Annotated in this window: 18 protein-coding genes; 8 read left to right on the forward strand and 10 right to left on the reverse strand. The window is 69.9% G+C overall.

What is annotated here, in order from left to right:
* Positions 1–3: 3 nt before the first annotated feature.
* From OG266_RS40465 to OG266_RS40500, 8 genes are all read right to left on the reverse strand, one after another.
* A complete protein-coding gene (locus tag OG266_RS40465; protein ID WP_371551915.1) occupies positions 4–6,456 on the reverse strand; it encodes a DUF4157 domain-containing protein in 6,453 nt (2,150 codons plus the stop codon).
* Complete coding sequence (locus OG266_RS40470) at positions 6,453–6,764, reverse strand: hypothetical protein (RefSeq protein WP_371551916.1); 312 nt, start codon at positions 6,762–6,764, stop codon at positions 6,453–6,455. Before OG266_RS40470 ends, OG266_RS40465 begins: the two co-directional genes overlap by 4 nt.
* Positions 6,755–9,115 (reverse strand): ATP-binding protein, encoded by a 2,361-nt coding sequence (locus OG266_RS40475; protein WP_371551917.1) that lies wholly within the window; start codon positions 9,113–9,115, stop codon positions 6,755–6,757. Before OG266_RS40475 ends, OG266_RS40470 begins: the two co-directional genes overlap by 10 nt.
* Positions 9,116–9,148: 33 nt before the next feature.
* Positions 9,149–10,045: a Pvc16 family protein gene (locus OG266_RS40480; protein WP_371551918.1), complete on the reverse strand. Its 897-nt coding sequence runs from the start codon at positions 10,043–10,045 to the stop codon at positions 9,149–9,151.
* A gap of 166 nt (positions 10,046–10,211) precedes the next feature.
* Positions 10,212–10,964: a hypothetical protein gene (locus OG266_RS40485; protein WP_371551919.1), complete on the reverse strand. Its 753-nt coding sequence runs from the start codon at positions 10,962–10,964 to the stop codon at positions 10,212–10,214.
* Positions 10,957–11,778, reverse strand: coding sequence for a hypothetical protein (locus OG266_RS40490; RefSeq protein WP_371551920.1), 822 nt, complete (start codon positions 11,776–11,778; stop codon positions 10,957–10,959). Before OG266_RS40490 ends, OG266_RS40485 begins: the two co-directional genes overlap by 8 nt.
* 99 nt (positions 11,779–11,877) lie before the next feature.
* Positions 11,878–12,402, reverse strand: coding sequence for a phage tail protein (locus tag OG266_RS40495; protein WP_266469221.1), 525 nt, complete (start codon positions 12,400–12,402; stop codon positions 11,878–11,880).
* Positions 12,403–12,456: 54 nt separating this feature from the next.
* Positions 12,457–14,325: a phage tail sheath family protein gene (locus OG266_RS40500; protein WP_371551921.1), complete on the reverse strand. Its 1,869-nt coding sequence runs from the start codon at positions 14,323–14,325 to the stop codon at positions 12,457–12,459.
* Between the two features lie 584 nt (positions 14,326–14,909).
* Between OG266_RS40500 and OG266_RS40505 the strand changes: the two genes are divergently transcribed.
* On the forward strand, positions 14,910–15,641 hold the full coding sequence (locus tag OG266_RS40505; RefSeq protein ID WP_371551922.1) for a hypothetical protein: 732 nt from the start codon (positions 14,910–14,912) through the stop codon (positions 15,639–15,641).
* Between the two features lie 49 nt (positions 15,642–15,690).
* On the opposite strand, the gene OG266_RS40510 is transcribed toward OG266_RS40505, so the two are convergent.
* On the reverse strand, positions 15,691–16,329 hold the full coding sequence (locus OG266_RS40510) for a DUF2218 domain-containing protein (protein ID WP_371551923.1): 639 nt from the start codon (positions 16,327–16,329) through the stop codon (positions 15,691–15,693).
* Between the two features lie 161 nt (positions 16,330–16,490).
* Here OG266_RS40510 and OG266_RS40515 point away from each other — a divergent pair, with 161 nt between their 5' ends.
* From OG266_RS40515 to OG266_RS40530, 4 genes are all read left to right on the forward strand, one after another.
* Complete coding sequence (locus OG266_RS40515) at positions 16,491–17,066, forward strand: TetR/AcrR family transcriptional regulator (protein WP_371551924.1); 576 nt, start codon at positions 16,491–16,493, stop codon at positions 17,064–17,066.
* Between the two features lie 281 nt (positions 17,067–17,347).
* Entirely contained in the window at positions 17,348–18,901 is a 1,554-nt protein-coding gene (locus tag OG266_RS40520; protein ID WP_371551925.1) for a class I adenylate-forming enzyme family protein, read from the forward strand.
* 79 nt (positions 18,902–18,980) lie between these two features.
* Positions 18,981–20,210 (forward strand): 5-aminolevulinate synthase, encoded by a 1,230-nt coding sequence (gene hemA / locus OG266_RS40525; protein WP_266469240.1) that lies wholly within the window; start codon positions 18,981–18,983, stop codon positions 20,208–20,210.
* A 75-nt stretch (positions 20,211–20,285) separates the two neighbouring features.
* Positions 20,286–21,836 (forward strand): long-chain fatty acid--CoA ligase, encoded by a 1,551-nt coding sequence (locus tag OG266_RS40530; protein ID WP_371551926.1) that lies wholly within the window; start codon positions 20,286–20,288, stop codon positions 21,834–21,836.
* A gap of 69 nt (positions 21,837–21,905) precedes the next feature.
* On the opposite strand, the gene OG266_RS40535 is transcribed toward OG266_RS40530, so the two are convergent.
* The gene (locus OG266_RS40535; RefSeq protein ID WP_371551927.1) at positions 21,906–23,123 is read right to left on the reverse strand and encodes an FAD-dependent oxidoreductase; all 1,218 of its coding nucleotides are present in this window, start codon (positions 23,121–23,123) and stop codon (positions 21,906–21,908) included.
* A 224-nt stretch (positions 23,124–23,347) separates the two neighbouring features.
* Here OG266_RS40535 and OG266_RS40540 point away from each other — a divergent pair, with 224 nt between their 5' ends.
* From OG266_RS40540 to OG266_RS40550, 3 genes are read left to right on the forward strand one after another with little or no spacing between them, the layout of a single operon-like run.
* A complete protein-coding gene (locus tag OG266_RS40540) occupies positions 23,348–24,217 on the forward strand; it encodes a 4'-phosphopantetheinyl transferase superfamily protein (protein ID WP_371551928.1) in 870 nt (289 codons plus the stop codon).
* On the forward strand, positions 24,198–24,920 hold the full coding sequence (locus OG266_RS40545) for a response regulator transcription factor (protein ID WP_371551929.1): 723 nt from the start codon (positions 24,198–24,200) through the stop codon (positions 24,918–24,920). Before OG266_RS40540 ends, OG266_RS40545 begins: the two co-directional genes overlap by 20 nt.
* A gap of 18 nt (positions 24,921–24,938) precedes the next feature.
* Entirely contained in the window at positions 24,939–25,541 is a 603-nt protein-coding gene (locus tag OG266_RS40550; protein WP_266469252.1) for a TetR-like C-terminal domain-containing protein, read from the forward strand.
* The last annotated feature ends 53 nt before the right edge of the window (positions 25,542–25,594 follow it).

Raw genomic sequence — 25,594 nt, forward strand, 5'->3', positions numbered from 1 at the left:
AGTTCAGTACTCCAGCAGATTCTCTTGTTCCGCCACTGCCAGGGAGACTATTCCCGCAGTGAAGTCCCGAATCCTGTTCCTTCGCTTCTCGGGTAGTTCATTGAGACGCTGGGCGAGTTCTGTTGTGTTGCCCGGAGGCTTGGTGGCCGGAGTCCCGTCTCCGCGATTTGTGCGGGCGTACCTGATGGCCTCGGCGAAGGCCGGCGACACGTTCAGCATTCTCATCATGCGCCGGTTCGAGTCACGATTGATGAGGACCCTCCTGGGCGCGCCCTGGGGCTGGGGTGGCTGATCCAGTGGCCCGACAGAGAAGTTCAAAGGGCCGCGGTCCGTCGGAACCTTCTCCTTCCACGCCTTGGCATCACGGTCGTAGCGATACGTCCCCCACGCCGCGGATATGGAATGGGGGAACCCCTTGACCGGACCGGTGTGCCACGTCAGTCCGATCTGGTACCAGACCATGCGCAGTTTGTCGTCGCGACTGTCGTCCTTCCGTCGTACCTCCTTTTCCGGGTACTGCTCGATGCCCCACTTGAAGGTGGGGTTGTTGATCGAGTTCTGGGCGGGCACGAGATTCGTGCCGAGGAACGGGCCGCCGAGTTTCTCGGTGAGCAGGTGCATCCGCACCCAGCGCTTGCTGGCGTCCGTGTTGAGGTCGTACTTGTTGATGTGGCGGAAGCCGATGGGTTCCTGGATCAGGCTCGAGTTCGCCTTCTGGCCGTGCGCCTCGACGAATTCCTTGTTGAGGTGTTCGGCCTTGAAGTTCTTGGCCAACTGACCGTTCACGAACTTCGGTATACGGGGTGCTGGGAGCTTCGGGTCCGGCTGGTCCGTGAGGTAGTCGGTGTGTTCCTCGTAGCCGTTCGTGTCCAGATCCTCGGCTTTGGTGTAGCCGCCCGTGACAGTGCCTTGAGGGTTGAGCCTGGCGGTGATCGTGAAGTCCGGCTGACCCGCCTTGCTCAGGCTGGTGAGCCGGTAATGGCGCCGCATGCTAGCGAGCATCTGACGGTGGACCGCCGGGTCCATGCCTTTGGCCAGCTGCTTCCGGATCAGGGGGCGGATCCGGGCGATGATCTTCGCCAGCCTTTCGGCCTTGGACTCCTCCTCCTTCTTCTGCCTTTCCTTGTCGGGCTGGCGCTTGGGCCTGCCCGGGCCGCTCCTGTCGGGCCTGGGCCTGGGTTTGCCGGGACCTCCCTTGTCGGGTTTGGTTCTCGGCCTGCCAGGGCTGTCCTTGTCCGGCTTGGGCTTGGGTTTGCCGGGCGCGTCCATGTCCTGCCCCGGCTTGCCCGGGGTGCCGTCCTTCGGCTTCGTCGAGTCCTTGTCGTCCTTCGGCTGAGCCGGCTTGTCGTCGTCCTTGTCCGGCTTGGACCTGCCGGGCGCGTCCTTGTCGGGCTTGGGACTGGCGGCCGGGCCGGTGTCCTCCCTCGGCTGGGGCTTCGAAGCCGGGGCGGGCTCGGGCTTCGACTTGGGGGCCGGCGTCGGGCGCGTGTCCGGCTTGTTGGTGTGGGTCGGCGTACCTTCGGGCTCCTTGTCGCCCTTCGGCCTGCCGTCCTTTTCGCTGCCCGTGGGCCTCTTGCCGCCGCCCTTGTTTTCCGTGGGCTTCTCGTCGCCCTTGGTCGCGGGCTGCTTGGGGGCAGGTTGCTTGGGGGAGGGCGCCGTGCCGGGCTTCGCGTCAGGCCTGTTCGCCGGTTGCGCCGCAGGCGTCGCCGCCGTCGGGCGTGCCGCTGTGTCGGTGGGCGCGCTCCTGCCGTTCGTATCGCCCTTGTTGTTGCCGCCCCTGTCGTCCGAGCCCTGACCCGCAGGCCCCTTCTCTCTGCCCTTGTCCCCGTTGCCGAGCTTCGCAGCCACCCCCTTCAGCCGCTTCCCCACCTTGGCCACGTACTTGCCGATGCCGCTGATCAGCGCCTCGTACGCCAGCTCGAGCAGCGCCACGATTCCCGCCGCGACCGCTTTCGCGAAGAGGATGCCCGCCCCGCCCTGGCGGACCGCCTTGAGCCAGCCGATGACCGCACCGATCGCCCGCAGGATCTCGCCGAGCGCCCCGATGGCCGTACGGATGGCGTCGATCACGGCCATTGCCCAGCCCGCGCCCGGGATCAGTTTGGCGATGACCTTGGTGATGACGATCTCGCCGATGATGAAGGGGAGTTGGGGGACGATGGCGTCCCACGTCTCCTTGACGATCTTCTCCAGGGTGATGCCACCCTTGATCAGCCTGTCCAGGATGGCCCTGGGGATGCCGATGATCTCCTCGATCTTCGACTGGAACCACTGCTTGACGGCTGCCTGGACCTCCCGGAACAGGTGGTTCTTCGCGCCGTCCACCGCCGAGTTCTTGGCGCCGCTCAGCCAGCCGCCCGGATCGGAGAGGAAGTCGACGGCGATGAGCATGAAGTCGCCGAGCGCGCTGAGGAGTTTGGAGGCGTAGTCCAGGACCGTCTTGATCGCGTCCATCACGGCCTTGATGACGTCCTGGAGCATCTTCCTGAGGACGTTGAGGATGTCGCTCAGCATCTTCGCGATGGCGTTCAGCAGATCGGCGACGATCTGCCTCAGCTGGGTGGCCAGCCGGTTGACGAGGGCGATCGCCGCCGCGATCAGAGAAGTGATGAACTTCCGGATGCGGTTGGCCAGTTCGATGACGGCCCGCACCATCGCCTTGGCGAATTCGATCAGGTCGTCGATGAGCTTCTTGACCGTGTCGACGATGAACCTGCGCGCCTCGTTGATCCAGCGCTCGACCGTCTCCCTGAAGTTCTTGATGAAGCCGACGACCGCGTCACGTGCCGCTCTGATGACGCGGACGATCGCGTTCTTGATCTCGATGACCTTCTGCTTGATCCAGTCGAAGGCCTTGGAGATCCAGTTGCCGGACTCCTGGACGCTGTTGTCGCGCTCCTTCTCGGCGTCCTGTTCGGCCTTGGTGTTCGCGTCCTGGATCTTCTTGTCGCCGTCGCCCTTCTCCTTGGTGACGTCCTTGTCGGTCTTCTCCTCCTTGTCCTGGACGTCCTTGCGGACCTTGTCGTGCCGCTCGGTCTTCTTCGTCCCGAGCTTCTTGAGCTCCTCGTCCTGCTCCGTGCGCCAGTCGGTGCGCTGCCCGGTCACCTCGCTGAGGGCCTTGTCGCGCTCGCCCGCCTGGCTCTTGGTGTTCTTCGCTATCTCGCCGTCGACCTGCTGCTTGTGCTTCTGCTGGGAGTCGCGGAAGTCCCGGTCCTTGGTCTGCCGCCCCTCCGACATGCCCTTCTGGCCCTGGCTGAACGCCGCCTGGAACTGCGGGCCACGGTCGTGCTCCGCCACTGCCGAGGCAGCCTCGGGAGGCACGGCACCGGTCGACGCACCGCCTTCGGGCACACCGCCTTTGCCGCCCTGCTGACCGGGCACCTTCCCCTTCATCTGCTCCTTGGGGGCATTGGGGTAGACCTGGTTCTCGCCCATCGGGCGCCCGGCGTCGTCACGGGCCGTCGTGACGGTCTGCCGGCCCTTGGCGTCGACGCTCTCGCCCTGTTCACCGGCGGCCTGCTCGGCGGTGTCCTGCATCTGTACGCCCGGCGCGTTGCCCGCCTGGGCCTTCTTGAGAGCCTCGTCCTTCGTCGGCAGGCCCGCGAACTTGGCGGCCAGCTCCTGTGCGTCCACCTCGAAACCGAGCTTGTTCGCGATCCAGCCCAGGCCGAAGCCCAGGGCCATCTTGAAGGTGTCCCAGCCGCCCGGCTCCTCCGCCTGCTCGGCCTCGATCTGGCCCTCGGGCTCCTTGGCGCCCTCGACTTCGGCCTTCTCGTCCTTGGGAGCCTCGGACTTCTGTGCGGGGTCCTGGGAGTACTGGGCCGGCGCGTCGGACCTCGGCTTGCCCTCAAGGGTCTGCGGCGCACCCGCCGGGCGCTGCATCTGCGGCGGAGCGGCGGCGAGCGCCTTGTGTTCGTCGCCGACGGTGCGATCCGCCGCGCCGCTCACGCCGGACATCGCCTGAAGTGCCTTGTGGGGCTTGAGTTTCGCCGCGGTGGACAGGCCCGCTTCCGGAGACACCTGGGAGAGGTTCGTGGCGGCCGCGGAATCCTTCTTTCCCTTGCCCGGCGCGGCCGCCTTGCTGCCGCCACCTCCGCCACCGCTCCCACCGCGGGATGCCTGCGATGCCTGCGACGCTTGTCGTGCGGAAGCCTGCTCGCGGCCCGGCGCCCTGGGTGCAGGTGCCTCCTCAGCGGCGGGCGCCGGAGTGGTCTGTGCCTCGGGCGCCGCCACGGGTTCCGGAGCGGCGGGCGCCTTCGCCGCCGGGGCCTCCGCCTGAGGAGTGCTCTCGCCGCCCGACGTACCGGCAGGGGAGCCGCCGGAGACATGGCTGTCCCGCGCGGCCGAAGGTGCCTGCGATTCGGCGGCGGGCTCGCTCTTGCCGGCCGAGGCCGACGCCGCCCCCGAGGACTTCCCGCCCGCGGGTTCCGACGTCGCCGCCTTGCCTCCGGTGGCCTGTGGTGAGGCTTTCTCCTGCGCACCCCCGGATTTGTCACCGGCGGCCGGAGTGCCCTTCTCCTCCTTGGCGGAAGCTTCCTTGGCCGCGGTCTCCTGGGTGTCACCGCCGACCGCGGCCTTGCCCGGCGCCTCCTGCACAGTGGTCTGCGCGGCGACGGGCCCGGCCTTCGGGTCGTCCCCGCTCTTCGGGTCCTTCGACACCGTTCCCGGTACCGGCAGTGCGGCCGCGGTCGGCTCCGGATCGAGGCCGCCGGACGGCCCGCCCTCAGGACCGCCTTCGTCCGCCGCGGCCGCCGTCTCCGTATCGCCCGCCGCGTCGGCGACTTCCTCCTCGGACTCGGACTCCGCCGCAGCGTCCTCGGCGTCCTCCGCGTCCCGCTCGGCCTGCACCTTGTCGGCCTTGGTGGCGGGCGGCGCGGGGAACGAGGGCACCGCGGCGGCGGCCGACCCCGGATCGGCCTCGTCCGCGGTCGGTACGGCGGACACGTCGAGGTCCTCCACGGGGAGGAAGTCCTCCGGCTGGAGCTTGGTGTCCCAGGCGCTCTTCTCCGCGCCCCCTACCTCGACCTCCGACTCACCGCCGGAGCCGGACAGATCCTCGCCGGTCTCCTCCTCGAGGCCGTCGAGATCCTGATTGCGTACGCCGTCCAGCGTGCTGACCGATCCGGGCAACTGCGTGTCCTTGCCGGACGCCGTCGACGAGCCCGTCGGTTTGTCCGCCCCGAGCTTGTCCTCCTGCTTCAGCTGCCGGCCCGCCACGAGCGCGTCGACCGCTCCCGGACGGTTCTTGGCCGCGGACTCCTCCTTGGTCGCGGCCGGAGCACCCTGCTGATCCTGTCCCTCCTTGGCCCCCTCGGAGCCCGCGGCCTTCTTCTCACCGCCCTGCTGCCCGCCGTCGGACTTGCCGCCCGAGGACGCGCTCCGCCCCGACGCCTGTTGCTGCGGGGCAGCGGCCGGCGCTGCCGGAGCCGACGACTGCCGGCCGGTGGACTCCGAACTCCCGCCGCCACGACCCGAGTCGGCGCCCTCCGCGCCGGCCGTGTCCGTCTCGGAGCCAGGCTTCCCCGCGGGTTTCCGCTCCTCGTCCCGCTCCTCCTCGTCCCGCTTCTCCTCGGCCGACTGCCGCTCGGCCTCCCGCTCGAACCGCAACTCCTCGGCCGGATCGCGCTCGACCACCGGGACGTCGAGCGAGTTCTGCTCGAGACCGTCCGCGCCGACCTGCTCGATCTCGTCGACCAGATCGAGCACCCGCTCGTGCTCCGAGCTGAGCAGCCTCGACTCCAGGTGCTCGAGCACACCGTCCAGCAACTCCTCGGGCAGCCGGGCGAGTTGCATGCGCGTGCGCTTCGACCGGTCCTCCGGGTCGCCGCGCAGCGAGCGCACGACCGAGTTCGTCAGCCTGTCCACCAGGGTCGCCGGATCGATCTGCTCGATCCGGTTCCGGTCGGCGTCGACGGTGGCGTACCGCATCCAGCCGGGAGTGGCCTGCCCCTCGCTCACCTCGACGGACGCCTCGGCCGGCTCGCCCACTGAAGGACGTACGAGATCCTGCGCGGCCGATTCCGCCTCGCGCTCGATCGCCTGCTGCGGCAGGCTGACCGCGCCCAGGTCACGGCCTGCGCGCAGGGCGCCCAGGCCGTCCGGGTTCTGCACGGTGTGCAACAGCTCGTGGGCGAGCAGGCGTTGACCGTCCACCGTGCCGGGCCGATAGGCGCCCGCGCGGAAGAAGATGTCCTGGCCGACCGCGACGGCATCGGCGCCGAGCAGGTCCGTGAGGACACCAGCGTCCCGGTCGGTGTGCAGGCGTACGCGGCTGAGGTCGTGGCCGAGCTGTTCCTCCAACTCCCTTCGTACGCCGATGTCGAGGGGCTGCCCCGCGCCGCTGACGATGTCCTTCGGCTCGGGCGTACGGGACTTGGCGGCACGCTCCTTGCGCTTGCGGCGGCGCTGCTCCGCGGCCTGGTCGGTCTGCGCGTCCTGGGACTGGGAGTTGCTCATCGCGTCACCTCCCCCCGGCCCGAAAGGCCCGCGTGCACCGCGCGCGCCAGCTCCTGGCCCAGACGGCGCGCGGACAGGCCGGCCGGCAGCGGGGGAAGTGCGGAGAGCGTGTCCAGACTCAAGCCGCCGTCCGCGGCGATCGGGACACCACGTTCGCGTACGAGGCGCGTCAACTCCCGCTCGAACGAGGCGGATACGCGCTCCGGGTCCACGCCGAAGCCGTCCAGGACCAGTTCGCCGACGTCCACCCGGATCGTGTGCGGCTGCCCGCTCGCTCCCGGGGTGCCGCGCTCTCCCGTCACACCCATCCGCGGACCTCCGAGGCAGTCAGGGAGCGTTCCAGCTTCACGTACTCGGTACGGGCCGCGGCGAGCATGTGGCGCATCTGCAGCCGGTCGCCCTCCTCGGCGGCGAGGAAGGCACCCGACAGGGCGATGTTGCGGATCGAGCCGCCCGCGACGGTGAGCTGCGCGAGCAGTTCGGGGTCGATGCCCTTCGTCGGCGTCTGCGGCGGAAGCACCCGGCGCCAGATCTCGGCGCGCTCGTGCTCCGCGGGGAACGGGAAGTCGACGACGAAGCGGATACGCCGCATGAACGCCGTGTCCAGGGCCTTCTTCATGTTGGTGGTGAGGATGGCCAGGCCCCGGTAGGCCTCCATGCGCATCAGCAGATAGCTGACCTCTAGGTTGGCGTACCGGTCATGGCTGTCCTTCACCTCGCTGCGCTTGCCGAAGAGGGCGTCCGCCTCGTCGAACAGCAGGAGTGCGCCGCCGCGTTCGGCCGCGTCGAAGACCTTGCGCAGGTTCTTCTCGGTCTCGCCGATGTACTTGCTGACGACCTGCGAGAGGTCGATGACGAACAGGTCGAGCCCGAGTTCCTTCGCCATCACCTCGGCGGCCAGGGTCTTTCCCGTGCCCGACCCGCCCGCGAACAGGGCCGTGACGCCGAGGCCGCGGCGCAGCGTGGCGGCGAAGCCCCACTCCTGATGGACGGTCGCCCGCCTGCGCACATGCGCGACGATCTCGCGCAGTGTGCTGGTCTGCCGCTCGTGGAGCACCAGGTCGTGCCAGCCCGCCTCCGGCTCGATCCGCCGCCCCAGCTCGTCCATGCCGAGCCGGGCCTCGCCGAGCCCGGCCCGCCAGGCGAGCGAAGCGGCGTCCAACTCGTCCTCGCCGGGCAGATCACGGCGTACGGTGTCGGCCGCGGAACGTATGACGTGCGGTGGCAGCTGGAACTGCGCTACCAGCGACCGCAGTTGACCCTCGTCGATGTCGGCCACGTCCTCGAACGCGCCCGCCCAGAGCCCGAACTGCTCCTCGTCGTCCAGGCGCGGCACGTTCACTCGCTCACCGCGCGACCGCTCTGTCGGCCGTGGATCGGCACTCGACACGACGACGGGGACGGCGGCACCGGCCAGGAACGCCTCCGTTGCCGCACGCTGATCGCGGTCCAGTTCGCCGACCTCGACCAGCAGCGCGGCGGGCAGCAGGATCGCCTCCCGCTGCCACAACCGTGCGAGGAGATCGCGCTGTGCGGGGTCGGTGGGGATGTCCTCCGCGCTCATCTCGTACAGGCCGAGGCCCGAGCGCGCGGCCGCCGCGGCGGCGATGTCGGCCCGGCTGCGCAGATCCCCGCCGACGACCTCGACGAGCAGCGGCGCGCCCGGCCGTGCTGTCGTCGTCCAGCCCGCCGTGACGCGGCCCGCCGCGAGGTCGTACGACGCCGGAAGCTCGTCCGGCACCGGGGCGCGCCGCAACTGACCGTGCAGCCTGGCGTCCAGATACGGCGAGCCGAGCAGGAAGTGCAGGATGCGCTCGTCGAGCCGCAGCCGGGACCGGGTCAGCCGCGTCTCGTCGTCCAGGTCGACCAGCCGCCACCGGCGCAGCGGTGCGACCGGCGTCAGCGCACTCCAGTGGGCCCCGTCCAGCGCGGCGAGGGCGAGGGAGAAGGTGGGGTGCGCACGCTCGGGATCTCCACCTGCGGCGGCGCAGCGGGCGGCCGTGGTGGGGTCCAGCTCGTAGGCGGCGGTGAGCAGGACGAGGTCCCGCTCGAACGGGGTGAGCCCGAAACAGGCGGTGAGGGCGTCCAGGGGAGCGACGCTTGGACCGTTGATCGCTGAGCCCTTGGGGGTGGGGGCAGGGGTGGTGCTGTGGGGGGTGGGCGCGGTGGTGGGAGTTGCGGCGGGGGATGCACCTTCGGGGGCGTTGTCGAGGCTGCCGTCGAGGCCGGGTTCGGGATCGCCGTCGAGGCCGGTATCTGAACCGAGGTCGAGGCCGCCGTTGGCACTGCTGCCGAGGCCGTCATCGGTCCCGGCGTTGAGGCTGCCGTCGAGGCCGGCCCCGGCACTGCTGTCGAGGCCGTCATCGGCCCCGGCATTGAGGCCGCCATCGAGCCTCGCATCGGGACCGCCGTCGACCCCGGCAGCGGAATCGCCGACGAGGCCGCTGCCGGAGCCGCTCCCCGGCGGGTCACTCGGTGCGTCACCGAGCCCGTGGCCGGAGCCCCGCCCCGTGCCCGCCCTCGCCTCCGACGCCGCAGCGCCAACCCGTGTCACTCGGGCCGAGTGCACGTCGAGCAGAGCGAGGACACGCCGAATCTCCGTGTACAGCGTCAACGCGTCACCCGACGCGGCCCGCGCGCCCCTCTCCCGCGTACCCATGTCCTGACCCGCCCCCGTCTCCCGCACCGCGCCTCAGCTCCCGTCGTTCTCGGCGCTGCCCGTCTCGGTGGCGGGAGCGTCGGAAGAGGTGCGCTTGGCGGTACCGGTCGTCGACTTGCGGGTGCGGGCGGGCGCCGTGGTCTTGCCGGGCGCCTTCGTGACGGCCCGCGCGGGCTTCTTGGCGACGGCCTTCGTGACAGGCCGGGCGTCCGCCTTGGTCTGCCCGTTCGCGTCGGGCTTCGTGTCGGGAACCGCGAGGGCCTTGCCGGGGGACTGCCCGGCGCCGTCCCCGGCCGGGGACGGCGGAACCGGCGCCCCCGGCGCCCCGAACGGCAGCACCCGAACCGTGCTGCGCTCCACCGGCTTCGCCGGCACCGGTGTCTCGCGACCCTCGATCAGCACCAGCGCCGCCTGGTAGGTCACGGACAGCGCGTACGGCGTCTGGTTGAGCATCCCCCAGAGCTTCGACGTCTCGTCGATGTCCATGACCGTCGGCACGAACCGCACCCGCTGCGCCGCCTCAGCCAGATCGCTGTCGGCCAAGTAGGGCCGCTCACCGGCCTGTTCGATGATGTCCTGGGGCAGCACGGGGATCTCGTGGAGCGTGCGCACCACGGTTCCGATGAGCCGCTGTCCGACGAGGTCCGTCTCCTCGCCGTACGCGCTGATCACGAAGTTCAGGTCGAGGGCCGCGGCGGGCCGCTTGAGCAGCGTGCCGTCCGGTGCGCGTGTGGCCAGGTCGTTGTTGCGCTGCGAGGTGTTGGGCGTGACCTGGTACAGGAACACGGTGATGGTGGGATCGGTGGGCGGATCGGCCGGCGGCTTGCGCGTCTCGACCTTGACGGCCATGTCGATCTCGGGCTGCAGATTGGCCTCGATCAACAGGGCGAGGGCCTGGGTGACGTGGGCGATGGCGAGTGCGTTGCTCATGGCGTCGGTTCCTCAGTCCCTGATCCCGTAATCCGCGGTCGATCCCATATCCCAGATGCCGTAATCCCCGATCGACCCCATATCCCTGATCCCGTAGTCCCTGGTCGATCCCACGGCCCCGGTCCCCTTGCGAACCGCTCAGCCGCCCTCGCATCCCTCACGTCGTTCACTCGCGCCCCCGAGCCAGGTACTCCTCCAGGCTCACGGCCGCCCCCGGCCGCCGTACCGCGGGCGACTGCGTCCGGCCGCCCGCAGAAGGTGACGGCGCCGCCGTCACCTCGAGCCGTCCGATCTGCACCTGCACCACCTGCTCAGCGCCCCGCCCCGCCCGCCTGCCCGCCACCTGCCGCACGGCATCCCGCGCTGCAGCCGTGTCGGCGGCGCTGGGCCGCAGCGGAGAGGACACGGCGGTGGAAGCGACGTCCGTACCCGGGGGGGTGGGTACGGACGCCGCGCTCTGGGCGGCGGGAACGCCCGCTCGGGTACGCGCCGAACGGCGTCCCGCCTCGGGGGCGGGCCTCAGCCCGGGCGTCACCGTGGCGGCGGGCCGCAACAGCGGCACCACAGGGGCTTCCCGCTCCGCCTGGCGAGAGGTGGACGGCGTGGGCCCGGGCGCACGCTCGGTCCGTACGACGGTCTGCTCCCTCTCCGTGCGGAAGTGGACCTCACGGGAGGTGGGCCGAACCGCCAACCCGTCGTTGTCCGACGGGACTTGGGGCGCGGTCGGCCATACGGGCTCCTCCGCGTCCGAAACCCCGGTCCGTACCGCCTCGACGCGCTCGAAGGGGCCCGCGAGGCGCGGCCGTACCCGCACCACCCCTGGACGCGGTGCAGCGCCCAGGGCATGACGGGCGATCAGCCGGTCGAGGAAGTCCGGGGCCCCGAGGCCCTCGGGCGTGCGCCCGGAGGAGTCAGACATCCGCACACAGCTCCAGGTAGTAGCGGCGCCGCAGCGGGCTGAGCGCCAGGATCTCGGGCTCGCTCCACCCGTACGCGGTGGCGAGCAGATGGACGTCGAGCAGCAAGTCCCTTGCCCATGCGTCCAGTTCGGTCCAGAGGTAGGAGGCGATGTCCAGTTCGGCTCGGGTCGCCGTGCCGCACTCGGGACAGTTGATGTTGAGCGTCACGTCGGCGGCCGGATCGGCCGCCTCAGCGGCCTCGGCGATCCGCCGCTGGACGGACGGCGGCAGTACGTCGACGAGGGCGCCCCCACCAGGTACGCCAGTGGGCACGCCATCGGCCACACCGTGGGGCACACCATCGACCACGCCGTTGGAAACACCGCCGGGCGCGACCTCCCCGTCACGGACCACCGACACGACACACCGCGCGAGCAGCGCCCGGCGGGCATCGGCGTGCCGGGCCGCCGCGGTGAGGTCGGCGACGTTCGGCACCCGGAACTCGACCACCCAGCCGTCCTCGGCGATCCGCACCGGAGCCGCGTCGGGCACGCGCAGCGACCGGGCGAACTCCCCGGCGTCCAGGTCGAATTCCATGTCCGCACCGCACGACTCGCACTGCAGGCGCACCTGCATCCGCTCGCCGAACAGGGACCTGCGCAGCGCGAACAGATCGGCCTCGCGTGCGCCCACCGGCAGCGACAGCAGTGCTTCGCTGTCGCCACCGGTGTCCGGGCGCGCCGCGTGATGGAGCAGCAGGGCACGCCCGTCGAAGGTCCGGTCGAGCCCGGCCTCCCAGGTGGCCAGCAGCTCAGTGGCCTGAGTGATCGCCATGTGTACCCCCGCCCCTGTCCGTTCGCGACCCGCTCCCGTGCGGGCCGATGGTTCAACTTGCGTGTGATGCGACGTGCGCGCGGCTCAACTCGTCGGTGTTCAGGACGGGTTGAGGAACGACGGCTCCTCCGGCTCCGGAATCTCGTAGTCCCGCTCCCAGCCCTCGCACTCGAGCTTCAGGCTCTGGATCGCCACCGCGTTGGCGTTCGCGTCCAGCTCGCCGAGGACCTGGTACTCGCTCGGCCAGGTCCGGTAGAGCTTGTGCGAGACGGCCACCTGGCCGGCCTCGTTGAGGACCTGGATGACGATGTCCTTGCGGAAGTCGGCGAGCGACACCTCGGAGCCGAGCCCCGCGCCGACCTGCCAGACCTTGTTGGCCCAGCGGTCGAACTCGGGGTCGTGCGTCACACCGCGCTCCAGCGTGATGCCCTCGAACTCGGAGCGTCCCGGCGACTTGCGCGGGGAGCTCGGATCGCCTCCGTGCCGGTGCTTGACGACTTCGGTGGTCCGCTTGAGCGGACTGACCTTGCTGATGCCCGCGACCGTACGACCGTCCCACAGGACCAGGAACTTGAAGTTCTTGTACGGATCGAAACGATGGGCGTTGACCGTGAACTCAGCCATCGAATTACTTCCTCGGTATTCCGTGGATTCCTTGCAGATTCCTCAGCCGCGGCTTCACTGGAGCTCGAACTGCCCGGACGTCTGCTGGATCTTGACGATCACGAACTCGGCGGGCCTGACCGGCGCGATGCCGACCAGCACGTTCACGACGCCGTTCGCGATGTCCTCGTCCGTCGTGGTGTCCTTGTCGCACTTGACGAAGTACGCCTCGCGCGGCGTGCTGCCCTTGAAGGCGCCCTGACGGAACAGCGTGTGGAGGTACGAGGAGGCGCTGAGGCGGATCTGCTGCCACAGGTTCTCGTCGTTCGGCTCGAACACCACCCACTGCAGGCCGCGTTGCAGGCTCTCCTCCACATGCAGGGCGAGCCGCCGCACCGGCACGTACTTCCAGTCGCCGTCGAGGGCGTCGGAACCCTCAAGGGTGCGCGCTCCCCAGACCAGCGGGCCCACCATCGGGAAGGTGCGCAGGCAGTTCACGCCCAGCGGGTTGAGCAGCCCGTTCTCGCGGTCGGTCAGCTGGACCGTCAGCGAGTGCACGCCCGCGAGGCGCGCCTCGGTCCCGGCCGGTGCCTTCCACACGCCGCGCTCGGAGTCCGTGCGGGCGAACACACCCGCCACCGCACCCGACGGCGGGAAGGAACGGAGCCGCCCGGTGAGCGGATCCGTGAGCTGCAGATGCGGGAAGTACAGCCCCGCGTGATTGCCGCGCACCGCGTCGAACGCGGACAGACCTGCCCGTGCCGCGTCGACACTGCCCCAGGAGCCCGGGGCGTCGACCAGGAGGAAGATCCGCTGCTGCTCGCACAGGCGTTGCGCCGCCGAGACGACCGTCACCATGTCGTCGGTCGACTCGTACGCCGCGAGTTCCGGCAGGGCGAGCAGGTTGACGTCGGCGACGTCGCGCAGTGACTGGATGCCGGTCTTGTCCGTCTCGCTGCCGATCAGGTCGCGCGGGCCCGGTGCCTCGCCGTCCTGGCCGCCGTCCAGCGGGAACACCGGCGGGTTGACCGAGGCCTCCAGGCCCAGGTCGTTGGCGCACTCGCCGACGAAGCGGACGACGTCCTCGGGGTCGGTGGACCCGGCGACGACCTGGAGCCGCCGGCCGAACGCGGTCACCTCAGCGCCGGCGAAGGCATGCTTGCCGGGCGCGTCGGGCAGTGCGCGCAGCTTGCGCTCGAGGAGCAGCGCCAGCTCGGTGACGGTGCGCGGAGCCTCGCCGTCGCACTCGGGGTCGTACAGCGTGAACTCGCGCTCGACCTCGCCGATCTTCACGGTCAAGTCGACCGCGAGGTCCGGCAGTTCATGCCCGAACGGCTTGGAGACGGTACCCGACGGGTCGGGGCGGCCCTCGCCGACGACGTCCACGCGGATCAGCCGTGAGCCGGTGTTGACCAGGGTCGGGGCGTAACGGCCGCTGGCCGGGTCCAGGGAGAGGCCGGTGAAGGACTCGCGGGCCTGGCCCCTGGCGTCGTACACCCGCAGGTTGAACGTGTCGTCCGGATGCGGGGTGTCGTAGTCGACGGCGACGCGCAGGCCGTTGCCCCACACGCCGGGCTCCTTGGCGTGTACTTCGAGGACCGCGCTCTCGCTGTGGCCCTCGGTGGACTCCAGTGTCACGCAGGCGGCCTTGCCGGTGTTCGCTTTCGCGACCCGGACGATCACGGCGACGGTGCCGCCGTTGCCGAAGAACTGGTGCACCGCGTAGCCGACGGCGCTCTGCGCGCTGAGGCCCCCGAAGCGGCGCTCGAACTCGGTGAAGCTCGTGACGCGCACCGGCTCGTTGAGCGGGCCGCGTCGAGTGTGACCCACGAAGGCGGTCACCGAGGTGGTCACGGTCGAGATCGTGCGGACACTGCTGGGAAGCTCTTCGACGTAGACGCCGGGATACGTCGGCTTGGCAGCGCTCACTGCATTCGTCGGCATTCCCCCTCCTATCCCTTCTCAGGCACCAGTTGAAGGCACCAAGAGACAGCAGAGGAAGGCGGCTCGTCAGCGGGTCGTCCTGTCGCCAGGCCGCCCCGAAACGGCGTGCGCGACCGTGGTGTGGGCCCCTAGGTCCAAGGGGCACGCCGATCGCCCACGCTTCATCAGTTTTCCCCCGTCAGTCCCCGGGCGGTTGGCCACCCGGGTCAAGCAAAGTGCTTGTGACTCCTGATGCGTGTGTGCTCAACACACTCTGGAGTGCGCATAGTTGACAAGGCAAGGCCTGTTCTGGACAGCACGGGGGGAGGTTCTGTGAAGGGGATGTTCGTCAAATGCAAAGTTTGCGTTCGTATGGAGCTGTGGAGCTGCTGTGACGGCGATCGGGTCAACTGGCCCGCGCCGGGGCTGAATTCAGGCTTGACACCGAGTCGGTCGGATGTAGTCCCTTTACGTCGGCGTACGCGCCGCAGTGACCACCACAGGACCGAGCTGATTGCCGTAACGGGGTATTGGGCGTGGGGCTGCGGGTACGGTCGACATGCCGTCTCGGGCCGATTCCTCGGCCGGGCGGCGACGGGGGTCGCATGCAGTTCATCGAGGTGACCGAGCTGGCGGGGGTGCGCTCGGCGGTCATACGGTTTCGCAAGCCGGGGACGGGGCTCGAGTTCCTGCTCTTCCCGATGATCCACCTGGGCGAGGCGGGCTTCTACCAGGAGGTGGCGGCCCAACTGCGGCGCCGCTGCGGCCTGGTGATCGCGGAGGGGGTCGGCGAGGGATCGGCCGGTGCCGACGCGCTCGTGGCGTCCTACGCGCGGCTGGACGGGCACGAGCAACTGGGGCTCGTCGTGCAGGACATCGACTTCGACACGCTCGGAGTGCAGGTGGTGTGCCCCGACATGGGCGGGGAGGAGTTCGAGAAGGGCTTCCGCCGGCTGCCGCTGAGGGAACGGGCGGTGCTGGCCACGGTGGTGCCCGCCGTCACAGCGGGCATGCGGCTGTTCGGCACCCGCCGCTACCTCGCCCGGCACCTGGCGACCGAGGACCTGCTGAGCGATGCCGAGGAGGCGGCGGCGGACTTCTGGCCGGGCCTGGACGATCTGGTCATGCGGCGCCGCGACCGGCTGCTCGTGCGGGCGCTGACGGACTACCACCGCGCCTCCGCGGACAGGCCCGGTTCCTTCACCATCGGTGTCGTCTACGGCGCCGAGCACATGCGCGCCGCGGCCGATGCCCTGGTCGGCCTGGGCTATCACGCGGCGGACGCCGACTGGGTGACGGTCTTCCTCCTGGACCGCCCGGACGGGTCGGGCCAGTAGAGGGACCGCGCCCGCCCGGCGTGAGCCCGCCGTCGCAGGGCTCGACCTCCTAGTCCGTGCGCCGCGGACCGTGACGTACGGCGAAGACGCCCAGGACGGCGACCTTCACGACGACGGCCGTCACGATGAAGCCGATGGCCCAACCGGTCCACCGTGCGTCAGCCAGAACGGCTCCGCCGAGCCCCAAGTGCACGGCCACGGCGACGATCACCGCGCAGGCAGCTCCGAAGCCAGTCCAGCCACGGTGCCATCGACGACGCGCCACGGCTGTCCCAGGAACTGGGCGAGCGGTCTCGAGCTGACCGTCGGGCTCCTCCGGCCGCTGCCACTCCACGGTCAAGGGGGCGCGCCTGCTGAACCTGTCGAGGTGCGCTGTGAGGAGGTCTTGGAATCGCCGCAGGTTCTCCTCGTCCGCGGCGTCGATGCGCAGCGTCAGCACGCCCGGGCCGGCCTGCATGGCGCACCGCCCCCAGGGGAGGTCCAGCACGCCGTGCGTCTCCGACCACTCGACGGTGATCTCGTCCGGGCGGAACCCCGGGCTCGGGTCGGTTCCGGCGGATCCGTCGCCGCCGTGGCGGGTGCGTGGACGGTGGCCCAAGTGGCGGCCCTTGTTGCTGAAATGGCGGCAGAGCTGGACGAGGTAGCGGCCGGGACGGTCGGTCTCGACTTGGGCTTCGGTGATCGGCATGGGGTTCCCCGGTTCGGGAGTCGGAGAGGGCCGGTCGTTCACGAGAGGGCTTCCCGTCGCGTGTGGCTGTCCGGCTCCTCATGACGGAATCAGCTTTATCGATACACAGTGTCTCTGTCAATCCACTCTGTATCGTCATCGGCACGTTGTATGCTTGGACGGTGCCGAAGCTGTGGAACGAGACCATCGAGGAGCACCGGCGCTCGGTGCGCGACGCGGTGCTGGAAGCCACGGTGGCGCTGGTGGCCGAGCAGGGGTTGCGCGGCGTGACGATGTCGCGGATCGCCGAGGAGACCGGGATCGGCCGGGCCACGCTGTACAAGTACTTCCCGGACGTCGAGTCGATCCTGCTGGCCTGGCACGAGCGGCAGATCACCGGGCACCTGCATCAGCTTGCCGAACTCCAGGACGGCCCCGGGGGTGCGGGCGAACGGCTGGCGGCGGTATTGGACACGTACGCGTTCATCCAGCACCGGCGGCACGGCCACGGCGCGGAGCTCTCGGCCCTGCTGCACCGCGGTGAGCACGTCCTGCACGCCGAGCGGCATCTCCACGGCTTCGTACGGGATCTGCTCGCCGAAGCCGCGGCGGCGGGGGAGGTCCGGGACGACGTCGCGCCGGACGAGCTGGCCACCTACTGCCTGCACGCCCTTGCGGCGGCGGGCGGTCTGCCCTCCGAGGCCGCGGTCCGGCGGCTCGTCGCGGTCACCGTGGCCGGGCTGCGCCGCCCGAGCTGACCTCTCGCGGGATGGTGTCGCGGTCCTGATGCATCGTCAGAACCTCGGTGCGAACAGACCCTCCGTTCAGAGGAAGCCTTGCCGCGCTCCATTCGGGGTGGCCGGTCAGGGGTGTCCCCGGCGTGCTTGATCGGTCACTCCTGATCGGTGCCTGAGTCAGTCGGCCCTTCAGGCACGCCGTTCGCAGGTTGTTGGTCTCTTCAGCCATGGGGAAGCTGGCGTGCGTCGGTGGAGGACAGCGGCCCCTGTTCGGGAGCGTCGCGCACTGAATCGAGGTGAGCATGGCGGATCCGGACGACCGGCAGGCGGAAGAGGGCGGCTACGTCGCCCAGGTGATGTCGGTGCTGGCAACCGGCCTGGAACGGGCCGTGCTGCACTGGCGGGGTCGGGAGGTGACGGCGGGAGAGTTCACCGACTCGGTGAACGGCGTGGCCCGCAAGCTGCGTGGTCTCGGGGTCGGGGCCGGCAGCGTGGTCGGCATTCTGGTGGCGCCCAACAGTCCCGAGATGTTCTATGTGCGCTACGCGGCCCACGAGCTCGGCGCGGCCGTCTGCTATCTCCGGTCCACGAACCCGGGATCCTCGGCGGAAGTGCTGCCCCTGGAAGCCCAGTTGACGATCCTGCTCGACACGTCGGCCGATGTTCTCTATGCCGACGACGAAAACGCCGTACGCGCAAAGGAGTTGGCCGGTCTCGCGCCGGGCGGCTTCGAGCTCGCCGGCTTCCACGACCGCGGCTCCGAGGAGGTCGAGGGGGCCGAAGAGTTCGGGGTCTGGGATCCGCAGGCCCTCGCCGTGATCGCGTTCACGAGCGGCAGCACCGGGAGGCCCAAAGGGATTCGTCAGTCAGGACGGATCTGGGACAGCATCGTACGGACCACGATGACCGCGATCACCGAGCCGGACCACGCACGGATGCTCGTCACCACCCCCCTCAGCCACACGGTCGGACCGATGGCGGACGCGGTCCTCGCCTCCGGCGGAACCGTCTTCCTGCACGAGGAGTTCGACCCCTCCGAGACACTGAGAGCCATCGAGGAACACCGGATCACCCGGACGCTCGTGGCGACTCCGCACCTGTACCAGCTCCTCGACCACGACAGCATCGCGACGACCCGACTGTCCTCCCTGCGGCAGCTGATCTACACCGGCTGCGCCGCCGCGCCCGCCAGAATCGCGGAGGCGGTGAGCGTCTTCGGGTTCGCGCTGGTGCAGGGCTACGGGACCACCGAAGGCGGCCGCGTCACCCTTCTCGATCCCGGGGACCATCAGGACGCGCGGCTGCTGTCCACGGTGGGGCGACCGTTTCCCGAAGTCGAACTCAAGGTGTGTGACCCCGACTCCGGCCAGGAGCTGGCGGTCGGCGGGACCGGCGAGGTGTGGCTCCGCTCGCCGCATGTGATGGACGGGTACTGGGCGGACCCCGAGCTGACGGCGCAGGTGCTGCGCGACGGGTGGTACCGCACGGGCGACATCGGCTGCCTCGACGAGAAGGGGTATCTGCGTCTCCTCGACCGCATCGCCGATGTGGTCAAGACCCAGGGCGTCAAGGTCTATCCGGCGGTGGTGGAGCGGGAGATCCTCGCGCTGCCCGGTGTCGGACAGGCCGCTGTCTACGGCGTCCGCGACGCCGACAACATCGAACGCCTGAACGCCGCGATCGTCGCACGGCCAGGAGCGCGGATCAGCCCCGACGACATCCGGTCGAGGATCGCCGCCGCGCTCTCCGCCCAGCACGCGCCCGAAGTGATCCTGCTGCTCGACGAGCTTCCGCTCAACGACTCCGGCAAGCCGGACAAGCGCCGGCTGCGTTCCCTCGGCTCCGCCGCAGCGTGACGGGACCCACGAGCCCGGCCCCGGTCCGCCGAATACCTGGCAAACCCGAACGACAGTCACCAGAGAGCGAGTTGACGCAATGACTCTTCACGTGGACCTCTTCTCGCAAGAGATGAAGGAATTCGCCCACCACAAGCGGCAGTTTCTGGAGATCGGACGGAACGCCGGACGGTTTCCCAGCGCCGTCGCACGACAAGGGCACGACGGTACCGACGTGGAGATCAGCGTCTGGTGCAGCAACGACTACCTCGGCATGGGACAGAACCCCTCCGTGATAGAGGCCATGAAGGAAGCCATCGACGCGTTCGGAGCGGGCTCCGGCGGCTCCCGCAACATCGGCGGGACCAACCACTACCACGTACTCCTCGAGAAGGAACTCGCGGCGTTCCACGGCAAGGAAGCCGCGCTGCTCTTCAGCTCCGGATACACCGCCAACGACGGCGCACTGTCCGTCCTGGCCGGCCGGATGCCCGGCACCATCGTCTACTCGGACGCGCTGAATCACGCGTCGATCATCGACGGCCTGCGCCACAGCGGCGCCCAGAAGCGCATCTTCCGGCACAACGACGTCGCGCACCTCGAGGAACTGATCGCCGCCGACCCCGCCGACCGGCCCAAGCTGATCGTGCTCGAGTCGGTGTACTCCATGTCCGGCGACATCGCACCGCTCGCCGAGATCGCCGACATAGCCAAGCGGTACGGCGCCAGCACCTTCCTCGACGAGGTGCACGCGGTCGGCATGTACGGTCCCGAAGGAGCGGGCATCGCCGCCCGGGAGGGCATCGCCGACGACTTCACCGTCATCATGGGCACCCTCGCCAAGGGATTCGGCACCGCGGGCGGCTACATCGCCGGGCCCGCCGCCCTGGTCGACGCGGTACGCAGCTTCTCCCGCTCGTTCATCTTCACCACCTCCCTGCCGCCGGCCATCGCCGCCGGCGCGCTCGCCGGGGTCAGGCACCTGAGGTCCTCCGACGAGGAGCGCGACCGGCTCCGGGACAACGCGCAGCTGCTCCACCGGCTTCTCGACGAGCGGAACATCCCCTTCGTCTCGCCCATGTCCCACATCGTCTCCGTCTTCGTCGGCGACGACAGCCTCTGCCGGAAGGCCTCCGAGTTCCTCCTGCAGCGGCACGGCATCTACGTGCAGGCCATCAACGCCCCCAGCGTCAAGGCCGGCGAAGAGATCCTGCGGGTCGCACCCTCCGCCACGCACACGTCCAGCGACGTCGAGAAGTTCGCCGAGGCGCTCGACGGCATCTGGCAGGAGCTCGACATCCCCCGCACCGAGCACACGCGCGGCAACTGACACGGAGTCGTCGGCGGTCGGACGCGCTCTGGCGTCCGGCCGCCGTCGGCCGTTCCCAGCGGAGGTGGAGATCTGATGACTCTCTCGGTAGCGGCGGTACTCGCCGAATCCGCGGCACGGCGCCCGGACCACCCGGCGATCGTCTTCGGCACGGAACGGGTGACGTACAGCGAACTCTGGTTCCGGGCACGGCAGTACGCGACCGTGTTCCGCGAGCAGGGGATCAGCCCCGGTGACCGGGTCGCGCTGCTGCTGCCCAACGGGCTCGAGTTCCCGGCCGCCTATTTCGGGGTGCTGGCCCTCGGCGCGGTCGTGGTGCCCGTGAACGCGCTGCTCCGGGCGGCGGAGATCGAGCACGTCCTGAGCGACTCCGGCGCCCAACTGCTGGTCTGCGCCGCTCCGTTGATCGGCGAGGGAGGCAAGGCAGCCGAGGCCACTGGGGTTCCGGTACTCACCACGGGCGCGGACGGGGTCGATGCGCTCGCCGCCCGGGCCGAACCGGTCAGCGGCTGCGCGCCGAGCGAGCCCGGTGACATCGCGGTGATCCTCTACACCTCCGGCACCACGGGCCGGCCCAAGGGCGCGATGCTCACCCAGCTCAACATCACGATGAACATCCAGGTCGGGATGGACTCCCCGTTCGACTTCCGGCCCGATGACGTGCTGCTCGGCTGTCTCCCGCTGTTCCACACCTTCGGCCAGATCTGCGGGATGGGGACCTGCTTCCGGGCCGGCGCCACCATGGTCCTGATGGAGAGGTTCGACGCCGCGCGGGCACTCGACCTCATGGTGACCCATGGGTGCACCGTGCTCATGGGCGTACCGACGATGTATCTCGCCCTCCTGGACGCGGCCGCCGCCGACGCGCGACGGCCACCCCTCGACCGCGCCTTCTCCGGAGGATCGGCGCTGCCGGTCACGGTCCTCGAGGAGTTCCAGGAGACGTTCGGCTGCCAGATCTACGAGGGGTACGGGCTGACGGAGACCTCGCCCGTGGTCGCCTACAACCAGCGGGCGTGGCCCTGCCGGCCGGGCACCGTGGGACGGCCGGTCTGGGGTGTCGACGTGGAGATCGCCAGAGCCGATCTGGAGGGCCGGATCGAGCTGCTGCCCACCGGTGAGGTGGGGGAGATCGTCATCCGGGGGCACAACGTGATGGCCGGCTATCTCAACCGGCCCGAGGCGACCGCCGAGGTGATGGTCGACGGCTGGTTCCGCTCGGGCGATCTCGGGGTGAAGGACGGTGAGGGGTATCTGTCCATCGTCGACCGGAAGAAGGACCTCGTGCTGCGCGGCGGCTACAACGTCTACCCGCGGGAGGTCGAGGACGTACTGGTGCACCACCCGGCGATCGCCCAGGTCGCCGTCATCGGTGTCCCGCACGCCCTGCACGGCGAGGAGGTCTGCGCCGTGGTGCTCACCAGGCCGGGTCTCGCACCCGGTCCGGCGCTCGGTGCCGAGATCACCGCCTGGAGCAGGGAGCGGCTCGCCGCGTACAAGTACCCGCGGCGGGTGGAGTTCGTCGACGCGTTCCCGCTCGGCCCCAGCGGAAAGGTCCTCAAGCGGGAGCTGGTGACACTCTTCTCCGCAGCGTCCGCAGCGTCCGCAGCGTCCGCCGGGCGCTGACCGCACGCGAAACTCCTGGTGGTACGGATCGCCGCTCGGGCCATCCGTACCACCAGGAGTCGCTTTGTCTCAACGGGAGTTGGCGAGCGCGAGCTGGGCGGCGAGTTCGGGCTGCAGGGCGGTCATCACGTCGATGAAGTCCTCGTGCGCGCCACGCTCGGGCGGGGTGGCGCTGTAGGAGCGGAGCGCCTGGAGGTTCCACTGGAAGTCCTGGAGCTGTTCCACATGGGGGCGGCGGATCCGCTCGTAGTCGTCGATCCGGCTCGGGTCGCCGGACCTGAGCGAGTCGTGGACGGCCCGGGCGAGCGAGGCACCGCTCTGCAGGGACTGGTTGAGCCCCTGCCCGCCGAGCGTGTGCAGGCCGTGCGCGGTCTCCCCGAGCAGCAGGACCCTGCCCGCCCGCCACGAGGCGGCCCGCCAGAGGGAGAAGTTGAGCCTGATCAGCGGGGAGACACGGTCCTCGGCCTCGTCCAGCCAGCCGGACAGTTCCGGGTCGATCTGCCGCAGCTGTTCGGCCAGCGCGGCGGGCCCGCCCTGGTCCAGTGCCTCCTCCTGGTCCCGGTCGGGCGACCAGACCACGGCGAGCGACCGGGTCGGGATGGGAATGGTGAAGAGCGCGCTGGGCGCCTTGTGCCGTACCAGCAGCACGGGTTCGCGGCCGGGTACGGCGGGTGTGACGACGAGCCACGCGGGCCGGTCGAAGGCCGAGACGTCGAGGGGGATTCCGACGAGATCGCGCAGCGCGGAATTCCGTCCGTCGGCGGCGACGGCGTATGCGGCCCGGACACGGACGGGCGTGGCCGCGTCGGAGCCGTCCGTGCGGGCGACGGTGAGCAGCACTCCGGAGTCGTCCTGCTCGACGGCGACCACACCCTCGCCGGTCCGTACGGTCGCGCGCGGTTCACCCCGCAGCCCGGCGAGAGCCGCCTGCACGAGCGTGCCGGTCGGGACGGTCAGGCCGTGCGTACGGGCGATGCCCGGATGGTCGGCGTAGCGCCAGCTGGACAGCAGGCCGGCGCTCCCGTGGTCGTCGACGCCAAGGACCGGCTGGCCGTCCTGGACGAGCGCGTCCTCGAGGCCCTCGTCGGCGAGCAGACCGAGCGTCGGAGGCGCCAGCAGGGGAGAGATTCCCGCCCCCGCCGGCTCGAACTCCGCCTGGGGCGAGACCAGTACGACCGACTGGCCGGAGCGTGCGCACAGCAGCGCCGCGAAGAGTGCCGTGGCGCCGCTGCCGACCACGCACACGTCCGCCTCGATGTCAGGCTTGGGCCGACCGTCTGTAGTCACTGCTGCTCCTCCTGCTTGCTTCAACAGAGTCAGCAGCATCCTCACGCCGCCCGATCACCTGCCGGGTGTCCGCCCGGCCCGTCCGTTCGGAGTCGGCGCGCGGAACCGTTCGGGCTGCCCGTTCGGGTACGGCAGCGGGAAAGGGCTTTCGACGAGGTTCCGCTTTACCGACGTCGATCGACGCGGATGTCGGCTACAGAGAAAGTACAGCGACGCCGTGTTGCATGGAGCAGGAGCCGCAGTGGATCGGAATCCCTTCAGCGCGGAGGGGCTTCCGATGGACCCGCGGCCCGAACGGGGAGGTAAGTGATCTTGAATTTGACGTCCGCAAGACCCGCACCGATGAATTGCCCACTGCTCACATGCGGCTGTCCATAGCCGAAAAGGTGGCAGTGTGGTCCGGGCGGGCCACTGGACACCTTGTCCCAGATGACATCGATATCCTTTCGCCGGAAGAAAGGCAGAGATTCTCTGCCTTCCGTGATCCGGTGCGTGCCGCGAACTTTGCCACCGCGCACGCCGAAGTGCGGCGCTGCCTCGCTCAGGTGCTGGACCTCGACCCGGGCGCGATCCGGTTCGGCCGGCACCCGTGCGCCGGCTGCGGCCGGTCCGTGCACGGACGCCCCTACATCCAACACCCGCATACCAACTGGGAGTTCAGCCTCTCACGGTCCGGTCCCTACTGGCTCTGCGCGGCCGCCGCCGGGATGCGGGTGGGCGTCGATCTCGAATGCGTGCGCCGGACGGACTTCGGCTCGCTCGCATCCGTCGTGCTGAGTGAAAGTGAACGGACGTACTTCCAGGGTGTCCCCGCGGGGCGCCGCGACGCGGAGTTCATCCGTTGCTGGACCAGGAAAGAAGCAGTTGTCAAGGCGAGTGGAATCGGAGTCGAGGCCACTCTCGGAAATATCGACGTGGGGCCGGGCCGCCGAGCCGCAGTGGTCTCGCACAGTGCCGCCGGATGCGAGGTCGACACCTGGCTGGTGACGGACCTGCCGACCGGGTCCGATTACTTCTCGGCCCTCGCCGTTCCGGCTTTCGAAGAATTTACTTTCTTTTTGGGGGAGAAATCAAGTGTCCACCCGATTGGATGAGAGCGACCTGAAGATCGCGCTGATTCTGGAGAACGAAGTCCGCCGGTACGGGGTCGAGGGGATGCTCCGCTGTCTCGGGGGCATCAGCGGCGTCACCTGCTTCGGCAGTGGCGACGAGGCCCTACGGGCGGGCGGAGCCGCCGCGTTCGACCTGGTCGTGATCTCCGCCGCCGAACTCGCGGCGACGGAGGACCCTGCCGTCGCGGAGCAGCTGAGCGCGCACGACGTACGGCTGCTGCTGCTCGTCGACGGGGCCGACGGCGTCGAGGTACCGCAGAGCACCCACTCCTGTGTCCATGCGCTGGTCGACTGGTCAGGGCTGACTCCGAGGGTCTTCGGCGACGCCGTCTCCGACATCATGGCGGGCAAGTTCTATGTGTCGGCCACTCTCGCCCGGCGGGTGCTGCGGCAGGCCGGGCCCCTGCCGGCCGAGTCACGCCCCTGGGGGCCACCCGGCACGATGCTCACCCCCCGCGAACTCCAGGTGCTGCACCTGGTGGCCGAGGGGCTGAGCAACAAGCAGGCGGCCAGGCGGCTGCAGATCTCGGAGCACGGGGTGAAGCGACTGGTGGGCAATGTGCTGGCCAAGCTGAACTGCCCCAACCGCACGCTCGCCGTGGTCCGGGCCATCGAGGACGGCCTGTTGGCGGGCCCGAGCCGGGACGCGGGCCGAGGGGTCGACTCCGCAACATCTGTTGCCTAAGCGGTGTAGGCTGTGCAGATGTCCGAATCGACCGCAGAGATTGTGGCGAGGCGCACCGACCCCAGGGTCCTGCGGACCCGCGCGCTGTTGCGGGCCGCAGCGTTGGAGCTCGCCGCCGAGCGGGAACTGCACAGCATCACCATCGCCAACGTCGCCGAACGGGCGACGGTCAACCGCGCCACGGTCTATCAGCACTACCAGGACCTGGACGAGTTGATGCTCGACGCGATGGAGGACGAGCTGGCGGGCCTGATCGGCCTGGCGGCCCGCTGCCCCCTCGTCGTACTGCCGGCCGAGATGCCGCAGGGTTTCCTCGACATGTTCCGGCACGTCGAGACCGAGGCCACGCTCTACCGGCGGATGCTCGGGCCCTGCGGCTCGCCCCGCTTCGTCAACCGGCTGCGCCAACTGGTCGCCGAGCAGGTCGCTCTCCAGCTGGTGGAGGCCGGAGCCGGACGCGCCGACGAGGCAGGTGTCGAACTGCGGGCGCACTGCTCCGCCGGGGCGTTCATCGGCCTGGTCACCTGCTGGCTGCTCAGGCCCGACTGGCTGCCCGCCGAGGAAGCCGCGGCGCACGCCTGGCAGGGGCTGCACCTGGGCGGCGGCAAGACCGCCGGGTAGCACCGTCAGAAGCGGATCGCGGGCAGCACCGTCAGACGCAGATCAGAAGCAGA

Source organism: Streptomyces sp. NBC_00554 (assembly GCF_041431135.1).
In the GTDB taxonomy this organism is placed as follows: domain Bacteria; phylum Actinomycetota; class Actinomycetes; order Streptomycetales; family Streptomycetaceae; genus Streptomyces.